Here is a 22,542-nt window from a genome sequence, read left to right as displayed (position 1 = left end):
ACTTATGGCTTATCAATCTCAAGACATTATCCGTCGTTCCGCGACTAACGGTTTCACGCCCGCGCCTCAGGCGCGGGACCACCAGCAGGAAGTGGCGAAGCTGATCGACGTGACCACCTGTATCGGCTGTAAAGCCTGTCAGGTGGCCTGCTCTGAGTGGAACGACATCCGTGACGAAGTAGGTCACAACGTCGGGGTGTACGACAACCCGGCAGACCTGACCGCCAAGTCCTGGACGGTAATGCGTTTCTCGGAAGTGGAGCAGAACGACAAACTGGAATGGCTTATCCGCAAAGACGGCTGTATGCACTGCGCGGATCCGGGCTGCCTGAAGGCGTGTCCGTCAGAAGGGGCTATCATTCAGTATGCTAACGGCATCGTCGACTTCCAGTCCGAGCAGTGCATTGGCTGCGGCTACTGCATCGCGGGCTGTCCGTTCGACGTGCCGCGCATGAACCCGGAAGACAACCGCGTCTATAAATGTACGCTGTGCGTAGACCGCGTTAACGTGGGCCAGGAGCCTGCATGCGTGAAGACCTGCCCAACCGGCGCTATCCACTTTGGCTCCAAAGAGGATATGAAAACGCTGGCGGCAGAGCGCGTGGGCGAGTTGAAAACCCGTGGTTACGACAACGCGGGCCTGTACGATCCGGCCGGGGTTGGCGGTACGCACGTGATGTACGTGCTGCACCACGCCGACAAGCCGAACCTGTATCACGGCCTGCCGGAGAACCCGGAAATCAGCGCCACCGTGAAGTTCTGGAAAGGCATCTGGAAACCGCTGGCCGCGGTGGGCTTTGCTGCCACCTTCGCAGCGAGCATCTTCCACTACGTCGGCGTCGGTCCGAACCGTGCGGAAGAGGAAGACGACAACCTGCATGAAGAGAAAGACGAGGTGCGCAAATGAGAAAACGTGACACCATCGTGCGCTACACCGCGCCGGAACGCATCAACCACTGGGTCACCGCCTTCTGCTTCATGCTGGCGGCGATAAGCGGGCTGGGGTTCTTCTTCCCCTCCTTCAACTGGCTGATGCAGATCCTGGGCACGCCGCAGCTGGCGCGCATCCTTCACCCGTTCGTGGGTGTGGTGATGTTTGCCTCGTTTATCATCATGTTTTTCCGCTACTGGCACCATAACCTAATCAATCGGGATGATATCTTTTGGGCGAAGAATATTCGTAAGATCGTCGTCAACGAGGAAGTGGGTGATACCGGGCGTTATAACTTCGGCCAGAAATGCGTATTCTGGGCGGCGATTATCTTCCTGGTCCTGTTGCTGGTGAGCGGCGTGATCATCTGGCGTCCGTACTTTGCGCCTGCTTTCTCAATCCCGGTGATCCGATTTGCGCTAATGCTGCATTCATTTGCCGCAGTGGCGTTAATTGTGGTTATCATGGTGCATATTTACGCCGCCCTCTGGGTGAAAGGCACCATTACCGCGATGGTGGAAGGATGGGTAACCAAAACGTGGGCGAAGAAACATCACCCGCGCTGGTACCGTGAAGTCCGCCAGAAACAGGAAAAGTCATCTGAATGAGTATTCGCATAATCCCGCAAGATGAGCTGGGGTCGAGCGAGAAACGTACGGCGGAGTATATTCCGCCGTTGTTATTCCCCAGACTCAAGAACCTCTACAACCGCCGCGCAGAGCGTCTGCGCGAGCTGGCAGAGAACAACCCGCTGGGCGATTTTCTGCGTTTTGCCGCGCTGGTCGCCCATGCGCAGGAGGTGGTGCTGTACGATCACCCGCTGCAAATGGACCTGACCGCGCGCATCAAAGAAGCTAACGAGCAGGGCAAGCCGCCGCTGGATATTCACGTCCTGCCGCGCGACAAGCACTGGCATAAGCTGCTTCATTCGCTGATTGCCGAGCTGAAGCCGGAGATGAGCGGCACGGCGCTGGCGGTCATCGAGAATCTGGAAAAAGCCTCTGACCTGGAGCTGGAAGAGATGGCGAGCGCGCTGTTTGCCTCCGACTTCTCGCTGGTCAGCAGCGATAAAGCGCCGTTTATCTGGGCCGCGCTGTCGCTCTACTGGGCGCAAATGGCGAGCCTGATCCCGGGCAAAGCCCGCGCCGAATACGGCGAAGCGCGCCAGTTCTGCCCGGTGTGCGGCTCAATGCCGGTCTCCAGCATGGTGCAGATTGGGACCACGCAGGGGCTGCGCTACCTGCACTGCAACCTGTGTGAAACCGAGTGGCACGTGGTGCGCGTGAAGTGCAGCAACTGCGAGCAGACTCGCGATCTCAACTACTGGTCGCTGGAAAATGAAGACGCGGCGGTGAAAGCCGAAAGCTGCGGCGACTGCGGAACCTACCTGAAGATCCTGTATCAGGAAAAAGACCCGAAAGTCGAAGCGGTGGCCGACGATCTCGCCTCGCTGATTCTGGATGCGAAGATGGAGCAAGAGGGCTTTGCCCGCAGCTCGATCAACCCGTTCCTGTTCCCGGGTGAAGGGGAGTAATCTCCTGCGAGAGTGCCGGGCGGCGCGAGCTTGCCCGGCCTACACCTGGTAAGGCGTAAGGACCTCGTCAATACCCGCAAAATCTTTCGTGTTGCGAGAAATCAACGGGCATTTTCTGCTCTGCGCTGTAGCCAGGATGATAGCATCAGGCAGTTTCATTCCATGCTTCTCACGTAGTAAAACGCTTCTTTCCGCGATATCCCGAGACACATCAATAATTTCAAAAGCGCCCATCACGGCTGCCGTTTTCGCTTCATGACCATGCCTGCGAGCGCCCACCATCACTTCCATCCAGGTAATTAAGCTGATGGCACGATGCGACGCGGTATGCTCAATCGCATCCGCAGCTTCAACACGGTTGTTGAAGAGATCAATAAGAATATTGGTATCAAACACTGCCATGTGCTCCATGATTACCACTCCTCACGCAGCTTGCGTTCATACTCAAGCCCGTCCTCTTTTCTGTCTCCCCACAGACCAAGCGCATTTCGGATAACAGAGGAACTCTGCTGGTCGAGATACAGCTCAATCGCTTCGCGAAGCAGTTCAGCACGTGGTTGATTTCGCAATTGCTTGAGGTTATCCAAACGTTGAATCACGTCATCAGACAAATCGATAAGTATTCTGCCCATATCAAGTTCCGCCAAAACGCTCATATATCACCTTAGTATATCATCATTGGTTAATTTTCAGGCAAAATACTCTTTATCAATTTAGGGTGAAAGGACGTTTTTTAGGGAATGATCGATTTTGCGAGCCGCTTTCCACAATATGCACCTCTCAACATTTCTCTGTTTTCATCTGCTGTAAACCAGGCTATAAACTGTATAAACACACAGTAAAAGGACGTAACCATGGCTCTGGAGAAGGGTATTGATAAGCTGGTACAGGAGTTTATTGCCGCAGGACGACCTTCCTCGCGAAAGCAGAGTATTGATGACCGGAGAAGCGGATATGTCGCCAGCACAGCGCTGGCCGGGGAAAAAGAAACTCGTGTCCAGGTTGAAACGCTTGTTCTTGAGGATTTGACCTTTCGGGTATTTTCGCCTGTCAATGCCCCTGAAACGTTACCTTGTGCCCTCTACTATCATGGCGGTTGTTTTGTCAGCGGTGGGTTTGAAACCCATGATAATCAGCTTCGCCAACTGGCGTTTTACGGTAACTGTCGGGTCATTGCGGTTCAGTACAGACTCGCACCCGAGCATACCTTCCCCGCTGCGCATGACGATGCAGAGAGAGCGGCAGATCTTGTCTGGCAGAATGCAGAACAATTAGGTGTGGATAAAAACCGGATTACACTTTGTGGAGACAGCGCGGGAGGCCATCTTGCGCTGGTAACATCATTGCGGCTTAAGGCCAAAGGTCTCTGGGATCCCGCACAGCTCATTCTTATCTACCCCATGCTCGACGCTACGGCCAGTTTTGAAAGCTATACCCTCAATGGCATGGATTACGTGATTACTCGCGATACCCTTTTGAGCGGCTATGAAATGTATCTGGCTGGAGCCGACCGTCAGCATCCTGAAGTCAGCCCGCTGTGGCGCAACGACTTTAGCGGTCTGCCAAAGGTCCACATTGTTACCGCTGAGTATGATCCGTTACGCGACGAAGGCGAGGCGCTTTGTCAGCGCCTCACGGAGCAAGGCGTGAAGTGTACCGCTCAACGATGGCGGGGTGTAATACACGGCTTCTTTCAGTTGAGTGGAATTAGCCAGTCAGCGCGAGACGTTATGCGAGATATTGCCTGGCGCATTAACCATGCCGGGCGAGAGTGAGAAGGAGACTACTCCTCCTCGTTCCCGCCCTCTTCATAAGCGCCATACGGCTTCGCAGGAAGAACGATATAGGTGCCTTCAAACACCGCGCCCGGCGTTTCATCGCCGAACAACTCAACCTGCATCTGCACGCGCGCTTTGCGGCCACGTGCCAGACGATCGAGATCGCCGCCCAGCGCGCCAAGGTCCGCCACCGCGCTCGGCTTGCCGCTGATCGGCGCACTGTAGCGAATGTGGGCATCGGCCAGAATAATGGTGCCGCCAAGATGCCGCTCGCGCAGCATTAGCCAGATCAGCCCCCAGCCGGTGAGCGTCGCCAGGGAAAACAGGCTGCCGGCAAACAGGGTGTGGTGAGGGTTCTGATTGCCGGTTTCCGGCATGGTGGTAATGAATTTTTGCCCGGTGTACTGCTGAATGCGCACGCCCATCTTTTCACTCAGAGGGATGTGTTCATACCAGGCCTGCTGCAGTTGCCCGCACCAGTCCGCGCGATGAAGAATATCGTCCAGCGTGGCGATGGGTTTGATCATCAAAAAGTGGCGAATCGGCGTGGTTTGCGGGGCGGTGATTTCACCCTGGTTAACAAAACCGAGTTTGGCAAAAAACTCCACGGCATCTTCCCGGGCGCTACAGGTGACGCGCTTAACGCCTTCCTGACGGGCGACGGACTCCAGCGTCATCGCCATTAGCGTCCCCAGCCCTTTATCCTGCACGGAAGGGTGAACCGCCATAAAACGAATCGACGCTTCGTTATCAGCGTTGATATACAGTCGCCCGACGGCGACGAGGTTGCCCTCTTCGTCCATCACCATCTGATGATGAGCCATCGCATCCCAGGCGTCGCGTTCAGATCCTTTTGGCTGATGCAGTGGCTTGCGCAGCATTTCCCAGCGGAACTGGTAATACGCTTCTAACTCTTCTTCCGTTTGCGGTACTCGAAGGTGATACATAGCTGTACTCTCTCTTGTTACCCGCGGCCACGCCGCCAGTTGGCTCATACCTGGAGCCAGAATGTGACGGGGCCATCGTTCACCAGCGAGACCTGCATATCTGCAGCGAATCGTCCGGTTTGCGTATTCATTTCCTGTTGGCGACAACGCTCAACAAAGTATTCGTAAAGTGCTTCTGCACGATCCGGCGCGGCGCCTTTAGAGAAACTCGGGCGCATGCCGCGCTCGGTATCCGCTGCCAGCGTAAACTGGGAAACCACCAGCACGCTGCCGCCCGCCTGCTGGACGTTCAGATTCATCTTGCCTTCCGCATCGCTGAATATGCGGTAGCCCAGCACGCGCTCGCATAAGCGGTTCGCTTTTTGTTCGTCATCATCCTTTTCGACACCTAACAACACCAAAAGTCCTGGGCCAATTTCACCCGTCACCTCTCCCTCCACGGTGACGCTGGCACGGGTTACGCGCTGTATCAATGCAATCATGGTTGGTCTGCTTCTAATTGTTTTTCAGCTTCTGCTGCTTTTTTAAGTTCGCGGTATACGCCGAGAGTGACAGTTATTTCGGCGCCAAGCAAGACGATACACCAGGTCCAGTAAACCCAGACAAATAAAATGGGGATCACCGCCAGCACGCCGTAAATCAGCTGATAAGACGGGAACATGGTGATGTAAAGGGCAAACCCTTTTTTACCCAGTTCAAAAAGCACTGCCGCCACCAGCGCCCCAACTACCGCATCGCGGTTAGGCACGCGCGTGGTCGGTACAACGCTATAGAGCAGCCAGAACGAGAGCCAGGACAGGATCAGCGGAAAAATACGCAGCACGTTATCAATCACGCTGTTTAAATCACTCGCCCAGCGCAAGGAGAGAAGATACGAACTGATTGCCAGACTCGCCCCAGCCAGCAACGGCCCCAGCGTTAAAATCATCCAGTAGACGGCAAAGGAATAGACCTTAGGACGGATTTTTTTGCTTCGCCAGATGGTGTTAAGCGCGCTGTCGATAGAGTACATCAGCAGCAGCGCGGTGACGATAAGGCCGCACGCCCCCACCGCCGTCATCTTGCTGGAGTTGGCAACAAACTGCTCGATGTAGTTCTGGATAACATCCCCGGTGGCCGGGATGAAGTTCGCGAAGACGAAATGGCGAAGCTGCAGGCTAACGTCCGCGAACATCGGGAAAGCGGAAAAGAGCGCAAAGATAACCGCCACCAGCGGCACTAATGAGAGCAACGACACGTAGGCGAGGTTACCCGCCAGCGTGGTCATGTTGTCCTCATCAATGCGGTGCCAGAGCAACTTCAGCCAGGCCCTCAGCGGGCGAGTATGATGCGTGGCTTTTTGATGAACAGTTTTTAGCATAACTGCTTCGCAAAGTAGTTCGGTATCGTCTCTTTTCCGGTCACCAGAATTGACGTGATACCCAACTGGTTAGCTCCCTCTATATTATCGGCGTTGTCATCGAAAAAGACCGCATCGGCCGCGGTGAATCCCTCTGCCTGCAAAACAGCCTGATAAATTCGCGCTTCAGGCTTACGCATACCCATCTCTTGCGAAAGATAGATCTTATCTGCCGCCGCCTTAACTTCGGGGTATTCCTCTGGCCAGAAGGTCGTGTGCAGACGGTTGGTGTTAGACAGCACGACCACCCGGTGCCCCTGCTCGCGCAGTTTGTGCATAATGTCGATCACTTCCGGACGGATCGCGACGAATACCGCCTGCCAGCCGTGAGAAAATTGTTCATAGCTTAACGAAAGCCCCATCTCCTGGCAGAAGCGTTCAGCAAACTCTTCATCGCTAATCTCGCCGCGTTCATGCTGATGGAAGGTCTCACCCATCGCGAAATCCTGCTTTAACGTCGCCAGCGGCACACGGCTAAAGTCGCTCCAGGCACCCAGCACCCGGTTAAAATCGATATCGACAATTACGTTTCCTAAGTCAAAGATATAAAGCATGTTTATCTCCTTTCGCCGTGGAGAGATAACTGTAGCGGGAATCACGAGATTTGACTATGCGTGCCGTCTAAGGTGTGCGATTGATTTTTACGGCGCGTTTTTACGGCAGTACAGCGAAGGGACGTTCGACGCGGCAAAAAGCCACGCTCCACGGTACTCATCAATCATCAGGCTCAGATCTCTTCCCGGCGTGCGATAAAAACCCGGTAGCGTTGCATTGATATCAGCCTCATCCGCACTATCGGCGAAGGTTTTAACAATACGATCGTTATTTAATACGCGCGCGTTCTGGTGATCGCTGTAGTGGAAATAGATGGTGCGGTTAACTTCAGAAACCACGTGACCAAACAGTTTACCGTTAATGACAGCGGTCCCTTCCCGATGCTGCATTCGCCATGAAACCGTTCCTACAAATCGGTTTTTACCAATCGTCCACTCCACATCACCTGTACAGCGTATCGGCGCACTCGAAAAATGCGAATACGCTAGCCAGCCGCTGGTAATAGCAGCCCCCAGCAACGCCGCCAGCAAAATAATACGATTCCCGAGTGTCATCATTGCTCATGCGCCCAAAAATAATGCGTGGTACATAACGCTGCCGCGTCATGTCGCGCATCGTTATTACAGACAAACGCCGCGATTCGCTCCGTTTTACTATAGCCGATGAGAAAAACGTATCGGTTTCCGGCACACAGGCTGGGGTAATTTTTTAACAAGCGAAGGTAATGGTCCTGCATATGTTCATTAGGTGCATAAAAGAGTTGGCAGGCGTTGGTCGTGCTGCCCATTGAAAGTGGAATGTAGTGACTAAACGGCATGTTCTGGTGATGTTTATATAATATGACCCCGTTAATAAGCGCGATCAGAAAAAGCGTAGCGGTGGCTATTATTAACCACGCCAGCTTCTTCATCGCGGTGCCTTCGGCTATTGCCGCGTCTTCACTGGCAATTACCGGCTCGGCGGTTGGGGTAAATACTTCAACCTGGGTGGCTTCGGAAAGCGTCAGCCCGCGACGCGAAATCGTTTTTACCGTATCGCGCGGTAATCCTACTTCAGCCAGCGCATTGCGCAATGTCAAAATGGCCTGGTAAAAGGTATTCGGTGTGGTGACATCGTTACGTTCACCCCATCCCACCACCATTAACTGATTTTGCGAAATTATTTCGCCAGGATGGGTAACGAGATAAAGAAAGCAGAGATTGGCAGGAAGCTGCAAATGTATCGTGCGCCCGGTAATATGATTCGCCAGGGTTTTGTTTTCCGGGTCATACTCGACCAGCTTGTTAATAAGATACAATTTTACTTTCCTCTGCAATAACAATATTTAACCCCACAAACCCAAAAAACATACGTATATTTAACAACAGTATAGGTCAGAAGGATCAGAGCGCGACACACCCGTACCTAAGATTAGAAACATCGCATTATTTTTCAATTGATTACAAGTCGGTTTTCTTAGGTGAGCCTCAGCTAAAAGGACATAATGAGATTTCATTACACTTCACTAGGTCAAATAATTATATTGAGCCACACGTTGAGAAAAGACTGACGTTCAGGCAGATCGAGGTGACGAATCTTTAGCTATTAGTGCTATTTCGTCAATTTCCTTCCGGGGTTGTTTTTGCCAAATAATCTTAATGGATTGATGAATATTCCTGGGTAAGGTCTGGCAATCAATGTTCTGTCGCTATGTCTGCGGCCTGCAAGAATAGAGACAGCCAGGAATTTATTTTCTCTGGCATTATTTCTCATAAATACGACAGAAACGCTGGATATGTTTCAAGATTGACACATTTGAAAGGCAGTGAAATATTGATAATGAAAATAAGACAGGAGTGGACTGGATGATAACATCGTCGCGAAAGGTTGTCCGCTGTATAAGCTGCGAATTGTCCTGTCAGTTATTTCCGGATAACACGGTGCGCTCACAATACTGTGGCAGCGCCTCCTTCGCAGTTTGGCCGGTGGGAAATCATTTCCTGCAACTTGCAGTAGAAAATAAAATATTGTCTGGAAACAAGAATCATTTATTACGCGGATTTATTTTTGTAGATTTTTCGATGTATAACCTGCGCCTGCTTGTCGATCCGCAATGGATTGAACATCTGGCGATGACCAACATGCACATCGTGCTTATCGCGGACCGTAAACTGGAGGCGTTGGCTCACTACTTTTTCGCTCATCAAAGTGAAATAAAGGGAATTATTTATTCAGATGACGATGACGCTATATTGCAGGAAAAAATTAACCATCTTTTTTCCGGCAGGCGAGTGAGCAGCAGGCGTGGTAATACCCTGAACACTGTTGAATTCACTTTACTTAACAGACTTATTTCAGGGGTGTGTCTCCGGGAGATAATAAAAACAACCAGCGTTGATGTGAAAAAAATTTACGTTCATAAAATACGATTAGAGAGGAAGTTAGGTACCAGCATTCATAAAATACTCGTTTCTATTTTGTAATTTCAACTTCTTAACATACCCACATTTAATGGTGTGGAGGATGTTTTACGCCTGAAAGAAAGGGGGCAGTTATGCCATATTTATTGAAACATTCACCTGTCGCCGTTGCGATTTCGCTGGCACTATCGTCAGCGCTATTTACCGCGAATGCTGCAGTTATCGATTTTGCTAATTTACCAGCCACCGGAGCAGTAACGGATTTGCCTGCGGAAATACAGGCGCTGATTCCTGCAACGGCAAACGCGAACTTTAGCAAAAATACCAGCAATCCTAACTATGTCTACCAGTACAGCCCTGGCAATATTCCAGTCTACGGGGATGGGATCACTCTCGAAGGGCCGGGGGCGGAAGCCTTTGAGCACTCCGTGACCGTTATTCAGAACTCCACGTCCGGCAGCCCGGGGGTGATATTTGGTGACGATCTGACTATTCGTACCCAGTCAAAAGCGGCTGCCAATAACGGTAAAGATGTCGACGGTATTCGTACCCACGGTATGAACACGCCGAACAACCCGGTGTTTATCATTACCGGCGACCGCACCCACATTTACGTTAATGGCCAAAGCGGCGATGGCATCAATGCCGGGTACAGCTCCTTCAGCCAGGGTTCTCTCGGCTCCGCCAATATTTATGTGGGTGACGATCTCTATATAGAAACCACCGGCAGTACCGGTCGCGGTATTAGCGCCTATGCACTGAATGATGCCTCGAAGGCCAAAAATAACATTGTCGTCGGCGATCGTGCGCATATTGTGACGCGGGGTACCTACGCCGAGGGGATTCGTACCAACCAGAGCGGCTCATCCGTCCGTCTGGGGGATGAGGCCACCATCGAAACGTATGGCACCTCGGCCTACGGCCTGTATGCGGGTTCTGCCTCCAGAATCGAGCTGGGAAAAAAAGCGACCATTACCACCGACGCAGCAAATGCCTCCGGTGTGTACTCTACCGGCTCGTCAACCATCACCCTTGATGAAGGCGCGACCATCACCACCAACGGTGCCAGCGCGCATGGCATCTACGCTTACACAGCAGCGGTAAATGTGGGAGATAACGTCACCATTGCGGTCAACAGCAGCGAGAAAACCAGCAGCTCCGCCCAGGCACCGCACGGGATGTATGCCTGGTCACGCGGCGTGATAACGCTCGACGGTGGGGCAACCATTACCACCGCAGGCCAGCGCGACCAGGGTAGCTATGCCCTGAACGCCAGCAATGGCGGAATTATTGATGCCTCTGCAGGCGGAAAATTCCTCCTTAACGGCGATATCCTCGCCGCAGGTGGCGTCGCGGCCAACAGTACCCTTCCGGCACAAAACAGTACCATTACGCTGACAATGGGTAACAGCTCGCTGTGGAACGGAGCATCGTACATAGAAAGCAACGCTACCGGGACCGGTACTCTCGCGCTTACGATGAATGATGCCGTCTGGAATATGCGCGACAGCTCAACGCTGACCAGCCTGACCCTGAACGCGGGCGGCACGATAAATTTCCAGCATGCTGAGGACGCGGCCTGGCAAACCCTGACCATCAACGAGGATTACACAGGCAACGGCGGCAAGCTGGTTTTCAATACCGTGCTGTCTGACGATACCTCTGAAACTGACAGGCTGATTGTTAAAGGAAACACATCCGGTCGTACCGCGGTTGACGTAAACAACATTGGTGGTGAAGGCGCACAAACCGTTGAAGGGATTGAAATAGTCAGCGTTGGCGGCAACTCGGAGGGAACGTTTGAGAAGGCCAGCCGTATCGTAGCGGGGGGTTATGACTATAACGTTGTGCAGAAAGGTAAGAACTGGTTTCTGACCAGCCTGGCTGAACCCGTTGACCCACCGATCGACCCGGTAGATCCCCCTGTTGACCCGGTAGACCCACCGGTCGACCCCGTCGACCCGCCTGTTGACCCGGTGGATCCACCTGTTGACCCTGTCGACCCGCCTGTCGTCCCGGTAGATCCGCCCGTCGACCCGGTGATTCCGCCGCAAGAACCGGTACCGCCACCTGCGCCGCCGAAAAGCGAGCATCAGTATCGCCCAGAATTTGGCAGCTATCAGGCAAACAGCTATGCGGCAAATACGCTGTTTATGACCCGCCTGCACGATCGTCTGGGTGAAACGCAGTACACCGACATGCTCACCGGCGAGCAAAAAGTGACGAGCCTTTGGATGCGTAACGTCGGCGGGCATGCGCGTTTCAACGACGGCAGCGGCCAGCTAAAAACGACAGCCAACCGTTACGTACTGCAGTTAGGTGGCGATATCGCCCAATGGAGCACAGATGGCCTGGACCGCTGGCATCTTGGCCTGATCGCGGGCTACGGTAACAGCCAAAGCCGGAGCGCTTCCAGCCTGACCGGATACCACTCACGTGGCGAAGTGAATGGCTATAGCGTAGGTCTGTACGGTACCTGGTACGCAAACGAAGCCGATAAAAGCGGCACCTACGTTGATAGCTGGGTGCTGTATAACTGGTTTGACAATAAGGTGATGGGGCAGGACCAGGCGACCGAGCGTTATCGCTCCAGCGGCATAACCGCCTCTGTCGAAGCGGGCTATAGCGTTAAGGTGGGTGAAAGCGGCCGCAACAGCTACTGGATCCAGCCGAAGGCGCAGGCCGTTTGGATGGACGTGCAGGCTGACGACCATCGCGAGCGTAACGGCACGCGGGTGAAAGACGAAACCCAGGGCAACCTGATGACGCGTCTCGGCGTGAAGGCCTATATCAGCGGACATAACGCGATGGATGACGCTAATTCACGCACCTTCCAGCCGTTTATTGAAGCGAACTGGATCCACAATACCCAGACCACGCGCATCCGCATGGATGACGTCAGCAATGAGATGCGCGGTACGCGCAATATTGGTGAGTTAAAGACGGGCGTAGAGGGGCAGATTACCCCGCAGCTTAGCGTCTGGGGCAATGTGGCACAGCAGATTGGCTATAAAGGCTACAGCGATACGCAGGGAATGCTGGGGATAAAATACAGCTTCAAATAACAAAAAAGCCGCTGAGAAATCAGCGGCTTTTTGCTTCAGGCGATATCATCGCTGGTACAGGCCAGCACCGTTTCAACCTTGCTGGATTTCAGATGATTTTGCAGCGCCGAGCCGGGCATCTCATCGGTGAAAAGAGCCGTTGTCTGCGCCACGTTGCCAATTTCCACCGCGGCGGATGCGTTAAATTTCGTATGATCGGCCGCCAGCAAAATGTGGCGAGAGTGGGCCATCATGGTTTTCACCACGCTGGCTTCATTCACGTCAAACTCCATCATCGCGCCGTCGTGCTCAATCGCCCCGACGCTGGTCACGAGATAGTCCGCCCGAAAACCAGACACAAACGCCGTCGCCGCAGGCCCGATAATGCCGCCGTTGTGCGGGCGCAGCGTGCCGCCGGGCACCATCACTTCAAAGCGCGGGTTCTTATACAAAATATGCGCCACCCGCAGGCTGTTGGTGATGATGCGCAGATGATTATGGTTAAGCAGCGCCCGGGCAACATGCTCTACGGTCGTGCCGATCGTGATGAAAATAGTTGAGCCATCGGGAATATAGTCCGCAATGGCTTCGGCTATCGCCCGCTTCTCTTCGGTAAGCGACACTTCGCGCTGCTCGAACGCCGTGTTCACCACGCTGGATGCCCTGCCCGCGCCGCCGTGATGACGCGTGATCAGCCCCTGCTCGCTGAGCTTACGGATATCCCGGCGCACCGTTTGCGTCGACACGTCCAGCAGCTGCGCCAGTTCATCAATGTTCATATAGCCGCGATCGGCAATCAGCGTCAGCAGCTGATCGTGACGCGGGTTGCCGGTCAGTTCGGTAAGGCTCATGGGCTGTCCTCTGAAAACCATCACGCTCCGCATTTTATACAAAAAGTGACAAAAAAGAGCGGGTTTGATCACAGTCGGGTATACCCGCGCGCCCGCCGGGCTTTGTGCATTTCAGGGCTGCGACGGCGCTGGCAAAACGCACGGCGTCTGCGGCGGTGGATTGCTGCCCCAGGCTGAACGCCAGCGCGCCGTGGAAAACGTCGCCCGCGCCGGTGGTATCCACCACGTTCACCTCAAAGCCGGATTGATGACACAAGGCGCCGTTTTCCAGCCAGTAGCAGCCGTCTCGCCCCTGAGTGACATACACATGTCCATTTGTGAGCGTTTGTGCTTTTTTAAGGGCATCTTCTGCTTTATCCAACTGAGTTAGTCGCTGCAGGCCCGGCGCGGAGAAGGCCGCGTGGTCGCTTAAGGCTATCAGCTCCGCGATGTCCTGCGGGGTAACGTCGGCATCAAGCAAAGTAGGAATGCCCTGCTGACGGGCCAGGGTAAACGCCTGTTTTGCCCCGTCATGCCAGCGCACGTCTGCTAACACGATATCCCATTGCGAGAAGTCGATGTCACACAGCCAGTCTGCCGTGACAGGGAGATCGGGGCTGGGGTAATTCGCTATAACGCGCTCCCCGCAGCCGTCCACCAGCACCGCGGATTGTGACGATCGGGCACCCTTAAACACGCGCGTATAGCGGGTGTTCACCCCCAGGGATTCCAGCTCCGCCAGCAGCCGTCTGCCGGTATCGTCGTCCCCCACCCGGCCAATAAAATCCACTTCCGCGCCCAGTTTCGCCGCCGCCACAGCCGCAGTTGCCGCCGGGCCGCCCCCCACTTCCGTATAGTCCTTTGCGACATATTTCCCACCTTCCTTTGGTAAATCATCGAGATACCAGATGCGATCCAGCACGGTAATGCCGACACAAACGATGCGAGTCATGGTGATTCCTTCTGCGATTTCTGATGCCTTCATTTTAATTTCACCAAATGTTTAAAAAGTGACCCGTGTCAATTTTTTGACTATAAATTACAAATACGATCAAAAACAGACAACACAAACGCGCAAAAATTGACACGATGTGACAGGAGAGAGGCATGTCAGCAATCGCATTTATCGGTTTAGGGCAGATGGGCGCGCCAATGGCGAAGAATCTGTTGAATCAAGGCCACCAGCTTAACGTGTTTGACGTGAACCCGCAGGCGGTTCAGGCGCTGGTAGAGAGCGGCGCACGGGCGGCGGCTACGCCCGCTCAGGCCGCAACGGACGCCGAATTCGTCATTACCATGCTGCCAAACGGCGACCTGGTGCGCAGCGTCCTGTTCGGCGAGCACGGCGTGTGCGAAGGGTTATCCCGCGACGCGCTGGTGATTGATATGTCCACCATTCACCCGCTGCAAACCGACGCGCTGATCCGCGACATGGCTGAGCGCGGCTTCAGCCTGATGGACGTGCCCGTGGGACGCACGTCTGACCATGCCATCGCCGGCACGCTGCTCCTGCTGGCGGGCGGCACCGCGCAGCAGGTGGAACGCGCCACCCCCGTCTTAATGGCGATGGGCAATGAGCTGATTAACTCCGGCGGGCCGGGCATGGGCATCCGCGTTAAGCTCATCAATAACTACATGAGCATCGCCCTGAACGCGCTTTCCGCCGAGGCGGCCGTGCTGTGTGAAGCGCTTGGCCTCTCCTTTGAGGTGGCGCTGAAGGTGATGAACGGCACGCCGGCGGGTAAAGGCCACTTCACCACCTCATGGCCGAACAAGGTGTTGAAAGGCGATCTTTCACCCGCCTTCATGATCGACCTTGCGCATAAGGATCTGGGGATCGCCCTCGACGTGGCCAACCAGCTCCACGTTCCGATGCCGCTGGGCGCGGCTTCCCGCGAAGTTTACAACCAGGCTCGCGCCGCCGGGCGCGGGCGCGAAGACTGGACGGCCATTCTTGAACAGGTTCGCGCATCTGCCGGGCTGAAAAAATCACACTGATACGAAAGGACTGAGGAATGACGATGTACACCCTGAAAGATATCACCCGACCTTCCGGCGGTTTTGCAATGCTGGCCGTGGATCAGCGCGAAGCGATGCGCCTGATGTTTGCCGCCGCAGGCGCGCCGGTGCCGGTAACCGACCAGCACCTGACGGATTTTAAGGTCAACGCGGCGAAGATTCTGTCGCCTTACGCCTCTGCCATTCTCGTCGACCAGCAGTTCTGCTATCGCCAGATTGTGGAGCAGCAGGCCGTAGCCAACAGCTGCGCGATGATTGTGGCGGCCGACGAGTTTATTCCGGGGAACGGTATTCCGGTCGACAGCGTGGTGATCGACAAAAGCATCGACGCGCAGGCGGTCAAACGCGACGGCGGCAAGGCGCTCAAGCTGCTGGTGCTGTGGCGTAGCGATGAAGATCCGCAGCAGCGCCTGGAGATGGTGAAAGCGTTCAATACGCTGTGCCACGACAACGGGCTGCTGAGCATTATCGAGCCTGTGGTGCGTCCGCCGCGTCACGGAGCCGAATTTAACCGCGAACAGGCGATTATCGATGCGGCTAAAGAGCTGGGCGACAGCGGTGCCGACCTCTACAAGGTGGAGATGCCGCTGTTTGGTAAGGGCACGCAGCAGGAACTGCTGGCGGCCTCGCAGAAGCTGAACGAGAACATCGCCATGCCGTGGGTGATCCTCTCCTCCGGCGTGGACGATAAGCTGTTCCCGCGCGCCGTGAGCGTGGCGATGCAGGCAGGGGCATCGGGCTTTTTAGCCGGTCGCGCCGTCTGGTCATCGGTGATTGGCCTGCCGGATACCGAGCTGATGCTGCGTGATATTTCCGTACCAAAACTTCAGCGTCTGGGTGAGATCGTCGACGAAATGATGGCTCGCCGTTAAGAAAGGACCCGAACATGAAATGGTTTAACACCCTGAGCCACAACCGCTGGCTCGAACAAGAGACCGACCGCATTCTCGATTTCGGCAAAAACGCCGCCGTACCGACCGGCTTTGGCTGGCTGGGCAATAACGGGCAGGTTCGCAGCGATATGGGCACCCATCTTTGGATCACCGCCCGCATGCTTCACGTGTACGCGGTGGCGGCGAACATGGGCCGTCCCGGCGCGTATGCCCTGGTTGAACACGGCATTAATGCCCTCAACGGCCCGCTGCGCGACAAACAGCACGGCGGCTGGTACGCCTGCGTAAACGATGAGGGCGTCATTGACGCCTCCAAGCAGGGCTATCAGCACTTCTTCGTCCTGCTGGGCGCGGCGAGCGCCGTCACCACCGGACACCCGCAGGCACGCAAGCTGCTGGACGATGCCATCGAGGTGATTGAGCGCTACTTCTGGAGCGAACAGGAGCAAATGTGCCTTGAGTCCTGGGATGAAGCCTTCAGCAAAACGGAAGATTACCGCGGCGGTAACGCCAACATGCACGCCGTGGAAGCCTTCCTGATTGTCTATGACGTGACCCACGACCGCAAATGGCTCGACCGCGCCCTGCGCATCGCCTCGGTGATTATTCACGACGTGGCGCGCAAAGGTGAGTACCGCGTTAACGAACATTTCGACACCAACTGGAACCCGATCCGCGACTACAACATTGATAATCCCGCCCACCGCTTCCGCGCCTACGGCGGCACGCCGGGGCACTGGATTGAGTGGGGCCGCCTGATGCTGCACCTGCGCGCCGCGCTGGAAGCGCGCTTTGAAACCCCGCCGGAGTGGCTGCTGGAAGATGCGAAAGGCCTGTTTCACGCCACCATCCGCGACGCCTGGGCACCCGACGGGGCGGACGGGTTTGTCTACTCCGTGGGCTGGGACGGCAAGCCTATCGTGCGGGAACGCGTGCGCTGGCCAATCGTCGAGGCGATGGGCACGGCCTATGCCCTCTATACCGTGACCGGCGAAGCGCAGTACGAAGCTTGGTATCAGAAGTGGTGGGATTACTGCATCAAGTACCTGATGGATTACGAAAACGGTTCCTGGTGGCAGGAGCTGGACACCAATAACGAAGTGACCACCAAAGTCTGGGACGGCAAGCAGGATATTTACCATCTGCTGCACTGCCTGGTGATCCCCCGCCTGCCGCTGGCGCCGGGCTTAGCGCCTGCCGTCGCCGCCGGATTGCTGGATAGCCAGGCCAAATAATAAAGACGGAGTTTTTATGCGTACCCTACACAATATTGACCTGAAAAATAACGAACGTGGCTTCACCCTGCGCTGGCAGGATCGCCTGATTTTATCCCACTCCGAAGAAGCGCCTTGCCTGTGGATCGGCGCAGGCGAAGCCGATATCGAGATGTTTCGCGGCAATTTCAGCATTAAAGACAAGCTCAACGAAAAGATTGCCCTGACGGACGCGACCGTCTCGCAGCAAAGCGCGGGCTGGGCCATCCGCTTTACCCGCGGCGATGCGGTGAGCGCCACCCTGCTGGTGGGCGTGGATGCGGAAGGCCGTCTGGAGCTGAAACTGAAAAATGATGCCGCCAGCCATAACCGCATCTGGCTGCGGCTGGCGGCGCAGCCGGAAGATCATATCTACGGCTGCGGCGAGCAATTCTCGTACTTCGACCTGCGCGGCAAGCCGTTCCCGCTTTGGACCAGCGAGCAGGGTGTGGGGCGCAACAAGCAGACCTACGTCACCTGGCAGGCCGACTGCAAAGAGAACGCGGGTGGTGACTACTACTGGACCTTCTTCCCGCAGCCTACCTTCGTGAGCACCCAGAAGTACTACTGCCACGTGGATAACAGCTGCTACATGAACTTTGACTTCAGCGCCCCGGATTTCCACGAGCTGGCGTTCTGGGAAGATAACGCCACGCTGCGCTTCGAATGTGCGGAAACGTACGTCGATCTGCTGGAAAAACTGACCGGCCTGCTGGGACGTCAGCCGGAGCTGCCGGACTGGGTTTACGACGGCGTGACGCTGGGCATCCAGGGCGGCACCGAGGTGTGCCAGCAGAAGCTCGACGCTATGCGCGAGGGCGGCGTGAAGGTGAACGGCATCTGGGCGCAGGACTGGTCCGGCATCCGCATGACCTCCTTCGGCAAACGCGTGATGTGGAACTGGAAGTGGAACAGCGCGCTCTATCCGCAGCTTGACGAGCGGATCGGGCAGTGGAAGCAGGAGGGCGTACAATTCCTCTCCTATATCAACCCGTACGTCGCCAGCGATAAAGATCTCTGCGAAGAGGCGGCGAAACGCGGCTATCTGACCAAAAACGCCAACGGCGAGGACTACCAAGTTGAATTCGGCGAGTTCTACGCGGGCGTTATCGACCTGACCAACCCGGAAGCCTACGGCTGGTACAAAGAGGTCATTAAAAAGAACCTGATCGAACTGGGCTGCGGCGGCTGGATGGCTGATTTCGGGGAGTATCTGCCAACCGACACCTTCCTGCACAACGGCGTGAGCGCGGAGATCATGCATAACGCCTGGCCTGCCCTGTGGGCGAAATGTAACTACGAGGCGCTCCAGGAAACCGGCAAGCTCGGGGAGATCCTGTTCTTCATGCGCGCGGGCTACACCGGCAGCCAGAAGCACTCGGTGATGATGTGGGCGGGGGATCAGAACGTTGACTGGAGCCTGGACGACGGTCTGGCGTCCGTCATCCCTGCGGCGCTGTCGCTGGCGATGACCGGGCACGGCCTGCACCACAGCGACATCGGCGGCTATACCACCCTGTTCGAGATGAAGCGCAGCAAGGAGCTGCTGCTGCGCTGGTGCGACTTCAGCGCCTTTACGCCGATGATGCGTACCCACGAGGGCAACCGCCCTGGCGACAACTGGCAGTTCGACGGCGATGCGGAAACCATCGCGCACTTCGCGCGCATGACCACCGTGTTCACCACCCTGAAGCCGTACATCAAAGCTGCGGTTGCGCAGAACGCGAAAAGCGGCCTGCCGGTGATGCGTCCGCTGTTCCTGCACTATGAGGACGACGCGCGCGCCTACACGCTGAAATACCAGTACCTGTTTGGCCGCGATCTGCTGGTGGCACCGGTTCATGAAGAGGGCCGCCGGGACTGGTCGCTCTATCTGCCGCAGGACAGCTGGGTCAATGCGTGGACGGGGGAAATCTGCCAGGGCGGTGACGTGACCGTTGATGCCCCGATCGGCAAGCCGCCGGTCTTCTATCGCCAGCACAGCGAATGGGCAGATCTGTTTAGCACCTTACGTGATATCTGATAAGGCTCGCCCGCAGGGAAACCTGCGGGCAGACGGAGAACAATAATGAGTCAACATACTTCCGATCCGGCAACCCTACGCCTGCCGTTTAAAGAAAAACTCGCCTACGGGATGGGCGATCTCGGCTCTAACATCCTGCTGGATATCGGCACGCTCTATTTGCTGAAGTTTTACACCGACGTGCTGGGGCTGCCCGGCACCTACGGCGGGATTATCTTCCTGATTGCGAAGTTCTTTACCGCCTTCACCGATATGGGCACCGGGATCATGCTCGACTCCCGGCGCAAAATTGGCCCGAAAGGGAAATTCCGCCCGTTCGTGCTGTATGCCGCCTTCCCGGTGACCTTGCTGGCGATTGCCAACTTCGTCGGTACGCCATTTGAGATGACCGGCAAAACGGTGATGGCGACGGTGCTGTTCATGCTGTACGGCCTGTTCTTCAGCATGATGAACTGCTCTTACGGCGCGATGGTGCCCGCCATCACCAAAAACCCGGACGAGCGCGCCTCGCTGGCGGCCTGGCGTCAGGGCGGCGCCACGCTCGGCCTGCTGCTCTGTACGGTGGGTTTTGTCCCGGTGATGAACCTGATTGAGGGTAACGACCAGCTTGGCTACATCTTTGCCGCCACCCTCTTCTCGCTGTTCGGGCTGTTCTTTATGTGGTGGTGCTATAAGGGCGTTACCGAGCGTTACGTCGAGACGCAGCCTGCTAACCCGGCGCAAAAGCCGGGGCTGTTGCAGTCGTTTCGCGCCATTGCCGGGAACCGTCCGCTGTTTATCCTGTGCATCGCGAACCTATGCACGCTGGGCGCGTTTAACGTTAAGCTCGCCATTCAGGTCTACTACACGCAGTACGTGCTGAACGACCCGATCCTGCTGTCGTACATGGGCTTCTTCAGCATGGGCTGTATTTTTATCGGCGTCTTTATGATGCCCGGCGCGGTGCGGCGCTTCGGCAAGAAAAAGGTCTACATCAGCGGGCTGATGATTTGGGTGGCGGGCGATCTGCTCAACTACTTCTTCGGCGGCGGCTCGGTGAGCTTTGTGGCGTTCTCCTGCCTGGCGTTCTTCGGCTCCGCGTTTGTGAACAGCCTGAACTGGGCGCTGGTGTCCGATACCGTGGAGTACGGCGAGTGGCGCACCGGCGTACGCTCCGAAGGGACGGTCTACACCGGCTTTACCTTCTTCCGTAAGGTATCCCAGGCGCTGGCGGGCTTCTTCCCGGGGATCATGCTCACCCAGATCGGCTATGTGCCGAACGTGGTGCAGTCCGCCGGGACGGTTGAAGGGCTGCGGCAGCTGATATTTATCTACCCGAGCCTGCTGGCGGTCATCACCATCGTGGCGATGGGCTGCTTCTACAACCTCAACGAGAAGATGTATGTTCGCATCGTCGAAGAGATCGAACTGCGCAAACGTACGGCATAAATGACGTGATAGAGCGCCCTGCGGGGCGCTCTGAGGATCGACCATGACACACAATACTGATCCGTTAACCCTGAAATTGAGCCTGCGAGAGAAGTGCGCCTACGGGATGGGCGATTTTGGCTCGAACCTGATGCTCTGTATCGGCACGCTGTATTTGCTGAAGTTTTACACCGATGAACTGGGCATGCCCGCGTTCTACGGCGGCATAATTTTCCTGGTGGCGAAGTTTTTCACCGCGTTTACCGACATGCTGACCGGCGTGCTGCTCGACTCCCGGCGAAACATCGGCGCGCGGGGAAAATTCCGGCCATTCATTTTGTATGCCTCCGTGCCGGTGGCGCTGGTCGCGACGGCGCAGTTTATGGCCAACGACTTTAGCCTGACGGTCAAAACGGCCCTCGCCACCGTGCTCTTCATGATGTTTGGGCTCTGCTACAGCCTGATGAACTGCGCCTACGGTGCGATGGTCCCTGCCATCACCAAAAACCCGAACGAGCGAGCGCAGCTTGCCGCGTGGCGTCAGGGCGGCGCCACGGTGGGGCTGTTACTCTGCACCGTCGGCTTTATGCCCATTCAGGCGCTGTTCGTCCACCAGCCCTCCCTCGGCTATCTGGTGGCTGCGCTGGTGTTCGTCACCGGCGGCCTGTTCTGCATGTGGTGGTGCTACAGCGGGGTGAAAGAGCGCTACGTCGAGATAACGCCCGATCACCATAAGCCCGGCATTCTGAAATCGTTCTGCGCGATTTTCCGCAATCCGCCGCTGCTGGTGCTGTGCATTGCCAACCTGTGTACTCTCGCCGCGTTCAACATCAAGCTGGCGATTCAGGTCTATTACACCCAGTACGTGCTGAACGATCTGCATCTGCTGTCGTGGATGGGCTTTTTCAGCATGGGCTGCATTCTGATTGGCGTGTTTCTGGTACCCGGCGCGGTGAAGCGCTTTGGCAAGAAGCCGGTCTATCTGGGCGGACTGGCGCTGTGGGCGGTGGGCGACGTGCTGAACTTCTTCTGGGGAACCAGCTCCCTGCTGTTCGTGCTCTTTTCCTGCATGGCCTTTTTCGGCACCGCGTTTGTGAACAGCCTGAACTGGGCGCTGGTGCCGGATACCGTTGATTACGGCGAGTGGAAAACCGGCATTCGCGCCGAGGGATCGGTTTACACCGGCTACACCTTCTCGCGCAAAATCTCCGCCGCTCTCGCCGGCTTCCTGCCCGGCATCATGCTGACCCAGATCGGTTACGTTCCTCATGCGGTGCAGAGCGCGGGCACGCTGCTGGGTTTGCGTCAGCTTATTTTCCTCTGGCCGTGCGGCCTGGCGATTGTTGCCGCCGTGACCATGGGGCTATTTTATAAACTCAACGAAGCGCGCTTCGCCTTTATTATCGAGGAGATTGGAAAACGAAAAAAACAGTCAGCGAATACCCCTGAGATAACCACCAACAATAAAGCGTCAGCAGTCACTTTATAACAATAAATCCGGCCCGTATTTCCTTCCTGTTCATCAGGAGG

Annotated in this window: 22 protein-coding genes; 12 read left to right on the top strand and 10 right to left on the bottom strand. The window is 55.8% G+C overall.

All coding sequences use genetic code 11. From position 1 onward, the window contains the following. Nucleotides 1–4: 4 nt before the first annotated feature. From fdxH to fdhE, 3 genes are read left to right on the top strand one after another with little or no spacing between them, the layout of a single operon-like run. Nucleotides 5–907 (top strand): formate dehydrogenase subunit beta, encoded by a 903-nt coding sequence (gene fdxH / locus IM273_RS11090; RefSeq protein WP_003861960.1) that lies wholly within the window; start codon nt 5–7, stop codon nt 905–907. Further along, complete coding sequence (gene fdoI, locus IM273_RS11085; RefSeq protein WP_015569914.1) at nt 904–1,539, top strand: formate dehydrogenase cytochrome b556 subunit; 636 nt, start codon at nt 904–906, stop codon at nt 1,537–1,539. The genes fdxH and fdoI overlap by 4 nt, the downstream gene beginning before the upstream one ends. Then, a complete protein-coding gene (fdhE, locus tag IM273_RS11080) occupies nt 1,536–2,465 on the top strand; it encodes a formate dehydrogenase accessory protein FdhE (RefSeq protein ID WP_028014872.1) in 930 nt (309 codons plus the stop codon). Before fdoI ends, fdhE begins: the two co-directional genes overlap by 4 nt. 39 nt (nt 2,466–2,504) lie before the next feature. Here fdhE and IM273_RS11075 read toward each other — a convergent pair whose 3' ends face one another. Both IM273_RS11075 and IM273_RS11070 read right to left on the bottom strand, forming a co-directional pair. After that, on the bottom strand, nt 2,505–2,876 hold the full coding sequence (locus IM273_RS11075) for a type II toxin-antitoxin system VapC family toxin (RefSeq protein ID WP_077266491.1): 372 nt from the start codon (nt 2,874–2,876) through the stop codon (nt 2,505–2,507). Between the two features lie 2 nt (nt 2,877–2,878). Continuing rightward, entirely contained in the window at nt 2,879–3,121 is a 243-nt protein-coding gene (locus tag IM273_RS11070; protein ID WP_015569912.1) for a ribbon-helix-helix domain-containing protein, read from the bottom strand. Between the two features lie 198 nt (nt 3,122–3,319). Here IM273_RS11070 and IM273_RS11065 point away from each other — a divergent pair, with 198 nt between their 5' ends. Further along, nucleotides 3,320–4,240 carry an alpha/beta hydrolase gene (locus IM273_RS11065; RefSeq protein WP_028014874.1) on the top strand — a complete coding sequence of 307 codons (921 nt, stop codon included), beginning with the start codon at nt 3,320–3,322 and terminating at the stop codon, nt 4,238–4,240. 8 nt (nt 4,241–4,248) lie between these two features. Here the strand turns inward: IM273_RS11065 and fabY are convergent, their stop codons facing one another. From fabY to IM273_RS11035, 6 genes are all read right to left on the bottom strand, one after another. Next, nucleotides 4,249–5,190, bottom strand: coding sequence for a fatty acid biosynthesis protein FabY (gene fabY / locus IM273_RS11060; RefSeq protein ID WP_028014875.1), 942 nt, complete (start codon nt 5,188–5,190; stop codon nt 4,249–4,251). 44 nt (nt 5,191–5,234) lie between these two features. Then, entirely contained in the window at nt 5,235–5,672 is a 438-nt protein-coding gene (gene dtd / locus IM273_RS11055) for a D-aminoacyl-tRNA deacylase (RefSeq protein ID WP_008501836.1), read from the bottom strand. Continuing rightward, the gene (locus tag IM273_RS11050; RefSeq protein ID WP_045260235.1) at nt 5,669–6,550 is read right to left on the bottom strand and encodes a virulence factor BrkB family protein; all 882 of its coding nucleotides are present in this window, start codon (nt 6,548–6,550) and stop codon (nt 5,669–5,671) included. Before IM273_RS11050 ends, dtd begins: the two co-directional genes overlap by 4 nt. Continuing rightward, nucleotides 6,544–7,143, bottom strand: a complete 600-nt coding sequence (yihX, locus tag IM273_RS11045) for a glucose-1-phosphatase (RefSeq protein WP_045260234.1) — start codon at nt 7,141–7,143, stop codon at nt 6,544–6,546. The genes IM273_RS11050 and yihX overlap by 7 nt, the downstream gene beginning before the upstream one ends. An 87-nt stretch (nt 7,144–7,230) precedes the next feature. Then, nucleotides 7,231–7,701, bottom strand: a complete 471-nt coding sequence (locus tag IM273_RS11040) for a hypothetical protein (RefSeq protein WP_028014878.1) — start codon at nt 7,699–7,701, stop codon at nt 7,231–7,233. Next, nucleotides 7,698–8,441, bottom strand: a complete 744-nt coding sequence (locus IM273_RS11035; RefSeq protein ID WP_059357395.1) for a winged helix-turn-helix domain-containing protein — start codon at nt 8,439–8,441, stop codon at nt 7,698–7,700. The genes IM273_RS11040 and IM273_RS11035 overlap by 4 nt, the downstream gene beginning before the upstream one ends. 547 nt (nt 8,442–8,988) lie before the next feature. Here IM273_RS11035 and IM273_RS11030 point away from each other — a divergent pair. Continuing rightward, on the top strand, nt 8,989–9,606 hold the full coding sequence (locus IM273_RS11030) for a helix-turn-helix transcriptional regulator (protein WP_193051031.1): 618 nt from the start codon (nt 8,989–8,991) through the stop codon (nt 9,604–9,606). A gap of 71 nt (nt 9,607–9,677) precedes the next feature. Continuing rightward, nucleotides 9,678–12,608: an autotransporter outer membrane beta-barrel domain-containing protein gene (locus IM273_RS11025; RefSeq protein ID WP_193051032.1), complete on the top strand. Its 2,931-nt coding sequence runs from the start codon at nt 9,678–9,680 to the stop codon at nt 12,606–12,608. Between the two features lie 35 nt (nt 12,609–12,643). On the opposite strand, the gene IM273_RS11020 is transcribed toward IM273_RS11025, so the two are convergent. Next, entirely contained in the window at nt 12,644–13,438 is a 795-nt protein-coding gene (locus IM273_RS11020; protein WP_032644939.1) for a DeoR/GlpR family DNA-binding transcription regulator, read from the bottom strand. A gap of 34 nt (nt 13,439–13,472) precedes the next feature. Then, nucleotides 13,473–14,369: a sugar kinase gene (locus tag IM273_RS11015; protein WP_193051033.1), complete on the bottom strand. Its 897-nt coding sequence runs from the start codon at nt 14,367–14,369 to the stop codon at nt 13,473–13,475. A 155-nt stretch (nt 14,370–14,524) separates the two neighbouring features. Here IM273_RS11015 and yihU point away from each other — a divergent pair, with 155 nt between their 5' ends. From yihU to IM273_RS10985, 6 genes are read left to right on the top strand one after another with little or no spacing between them, the layout of a single operon-like run. Beyond that, nucleotides 14,525–15,415, top strand: coding sequence for a sulfolactaldehyde 3-reductase (gene yihU, locus IM273_RS11010; protein ID WP_193051034.1), 891 nt, complete (start codon nt 14,525–14,527; stop codon nt 15,413–15,415). A gap of 17 nt (nt 15,416–15,432) precedes the next feature. After that, nucleotides 15,433–16,308, top strand: coding sequence for a sulfofructosephosphate aldolase (yihT, locus tag IM273_RS11005; RefSeq protein ID WP_126327359.1), 876 nt, complete (start codon nt 15,433–15,435; stop codon nt 16,306–16,308). A gap of 14 nt (nt 16,309–16,322) precedes the next feature. After that, nucleotides 16,323–17,564, top strand: a complete 1,242-nt coding sequence (yihS, locus tag IM273_RS11000; protein WP_003861936.1) for a sulfoquinovose isomerase — start codon at nt 16,323–16,325, stop codon at nt 17,562–17,564. 16 nt (nt 17,565–17,580) lie between these two features. Continuing rightward, the gene (locus tag IM273_RS10995) at nt 17,581–19,605 is read left to right on the top strand and encodes an alpha-glucosidase (RefSeq protein ID WP_193051035.1); all 2,025 of its coding nucleotides are present in this window, start codon (nt 17,581–17,583) and stop codon (nt 19,603–19,605) included. Nucleotides 19,606–19,650: 45 nt separating this feature from the next. Next, nucleotides 19,651–21,033, top strand: coding sequence for an MFS transporter (locus IM273_RS10990; protein WP_049138041.1), 1,383 nt, complete (start codon nt 19,651–19,653; stop codon nt 21,031–21,033). A 43-nt stretch (nt 21,034–21,076) separates the two neighbouring features. Beyond that, nucleotides 21,077–22,501 (top strand): MFS transporter, encoded by a 1,425-nt coding sequence (locus tag IM273_RS10985; protein WP_193051036.1) that lies wholly within the window; start codon nt 21,077–21,079, stop codon nt 22,499–22,501. The last annotated feature ends 41 nt before the right edge of the window (nt 22,502–22,542 follow it).

The sequence above is a fragment of the Enterobacter cloacae complex sp. P13B genome (assembly GCF_014895915.1).
Lineage (GTDB): Bacteria > Pseudomonadota > Gammaproteobacteria > Enterobacterales > Enterobacteriaceae > Enterobacter > Enterobacter bugandensis.
This window is presented reverse-complemented; position numbering and strand designations above follow the sequence as displayed.

Bases quoted from the DNA above. Each gene is read 5' to 3' on its own strand.
- fdoI (WP_015569914.1), top strand. From the start codon at position 904: ATGAGAAAACGTGACACCATCGTGCGCTACACCGCGCCGGAACGCATC.
- yihX (WP_045260234.1), bottom strand. From the start codon at position 7,143: ATGCTTTATATCTTTGACTTAGGAAACGTAATTGTCGATATCGATTTT.
- yihU (WP_193051034.1), top strand. From the start codon at position 14,525: ATGTCAGCAATCGCATTTATCGGTTTAGGGCAGATGGGCGCGCCAATG.
- IM273_RS11030 (WP_193051031.1), top strand. From the start codon at position 8,989: ATGATAACATCGTCGCGAAAGGTTGTCCGCTGTATAAGCTGCGAATTG.
- IM273_RS11020 (WP_032644939.1), bottom strand. From the start codon at position 13,438: ATGAGCCTTACCGAACTGACCGGCAACCCGCGTCACGATCAGCTGCTG.
- IM273_RS10990 (WP_049138041.1), top strand. From the start codon at position 19,651: ATGAGTCAACATACTTCCGATCCGGCAACCCTACGCCTGCCGTTTAAA.
- IM273_RS11040 (WP_028014878.1), bottom strand. From the start codon at position 7,701: ATGATGACACTCGGGAATCGTATTATTTTGCTGGCGGCGTTGCTGGGG.
- IM273_RS11070 (WP_015569912.1), bottom strand. From the start codon at position 3,121: ATGAGCGTTTTGGCGGAACTTGATATGGGCAGAATACTTATCGATTTG.
- IM273_RS10985 (WP_193051036.1), top strand. From the start codon at position 21,077: ATGACACACAATACTGATCCGTTAACCCTGAAATTGAGCCTGCGAGAG.
- IM273_RS11075 (WP_077266491.1), bottom strand. From the start codon at position 2,876: ATGGAGCACATGGCAGTGTTTGATACCAATATTCTTATTGATCTCTTC.
- yihT (WP_126327359.1), top strand. From the start codon at position 15,433: ATGACGATGTACACCCTGAAAGATATCACCCGACCTTCCGGCGGTTTT.
- yihS (WP_003861936.1), top strand. From the start codon at position 16,323: ATGAAATGGTTTAACACCCTGAGCCACAACCGCTGGCTCGAACAAGAG.
- IM273_RS11050 (WP_045260235.1), bottom strand. From the start codon at position 6,550: ATGCTAAAAACTGTTCATCAAAAAGCCACGCATCATACTCGCCCGCTG.
- fabY (WP_028014875.1), bottom strand. From the start codon at position 5,190: ATGTATCACCTTCGAGTACCGCAAACGGAAGAAGAGTTAGAAGCGTAT.
- IM273_RS10995 (WP_193051035.1), top strand. From the start codon at position 17,581: ATGCGTACCCTACACAATATTGACCTGAAAAATAACGAACGTGGCTTC.
- dtd (WP_008501836.1), bottom strand. From the start codon at position 5,672: ATGATTGCATTGATACAGCGCGTAACCCGTGCCAGCGTCACCGTGGAG.
- IM273_RS11065 (WP_028014874.1), top strand. From the start codon at position 3,320: ATGGCTCTGGAGAAGGGTATTGATAAGCTGGTACAGGAGTTTATTGCC.
- fdxH (WP_003861960.1), top strand. From the start codon at position 5: ATGGCTTATCAATCTCAAGACATTATCCGTCGTTCCGCGACTAACGGT.
- IM273_RS11025 (WP_193051032.1), top strand. From the start codon at position 9,678: ATGCCATATTTATTGAAACATTCACCTGTCGCCGTTGCGATTTCGCTG.
- IM273_RS11015 (WP_193051033.1), bottom strand. From the start codon at position 14,369: ATGACTCGCATCGTTTGTGTCGGCATTACCGTGCTGGATCGCATCTGG.
- fdhE (WP_028014872.1), top strand. From the start codon at position 1,536: ATGAGTATTCGCATAATCCCGCAAGATGAGCTGGGGTCGAGCGAGAAA.